Annotated in this window: 1 protein-coding gene; it reads left to right on the top strand. The window is 64.5% G+C overall.

The features are described 5' to 3' along the window. The coding region (locus QM600_RS29505; protein ID WP_502943140.1) for a 2,3,4,5-tetrahydropyridine-2,6-dicarboxylate N-succinyltransferase at positions 1 to 608 on the top strand (608 nt) is incomplete at both ends.

Genomic DNA, 608 nt, shown 5'->3' with positions numbered 1-608 from the left:
GTGAGCGCACAGGGAGCAACAGCAGTAGGTATCGCCAACGTGACCGCGGACGGAACCGTCCTCGACACCTGGTTCCCCGCACCGGAGCTGGGAACATTCGACAAGACCGGTACCGAGAACGTCGAAGGAACAGACATTCCTTCCGATCTCGCCCTGCTGGCCGGCAACGACGAGGCTCGCGAGGTTTCGCAGGTCATCGTCCGCACCACTATCGCCGACCTCAGCAAGGCCCCGGTCGACGCCTATGACGTCTACCTGCGCCTTCACCTACTTTCTCACCGCATCGTTGCGCCTCACGGCCTCAACCTCGACGGTCAGTTCGGCCTCCTCGCCAACGTCGTCTGGACCAACTTCGGCCCGTGCGCCGTCGAAGGCTTCGAGCAGGTTCGTTCGCGTCTGCGCATCCGCGGCGTCGTCACCGTCTTCAGCGTCGACAAGTTCCCCCGCATGGTCGACTACGTCGTCCCCGCCGGTGTACGCATCGCCGATGCCGATCGTGTCCGCCTGGGCGCACACCTCGCAGCCGGTACCACCGTCATGCACGAGGGCTTCGTGAACTTCAACGCCGGCACCCTCGGCAACTCGATGGTCGAAGGCCGCATCTCCGC

This window comes from Rhodococcus sp. IEGM 1379 (genome assembly GCF_030056815.1).
Taxonomy (GTDB): Bacteria; Actinomycetota; Actinomycetes; order Mycobacteriales; family Mycobacteriaceae; genus Rhodococcus_F.
This window is presented reverse-complemented; position numbering and strand designations above follow the sequence as displayed.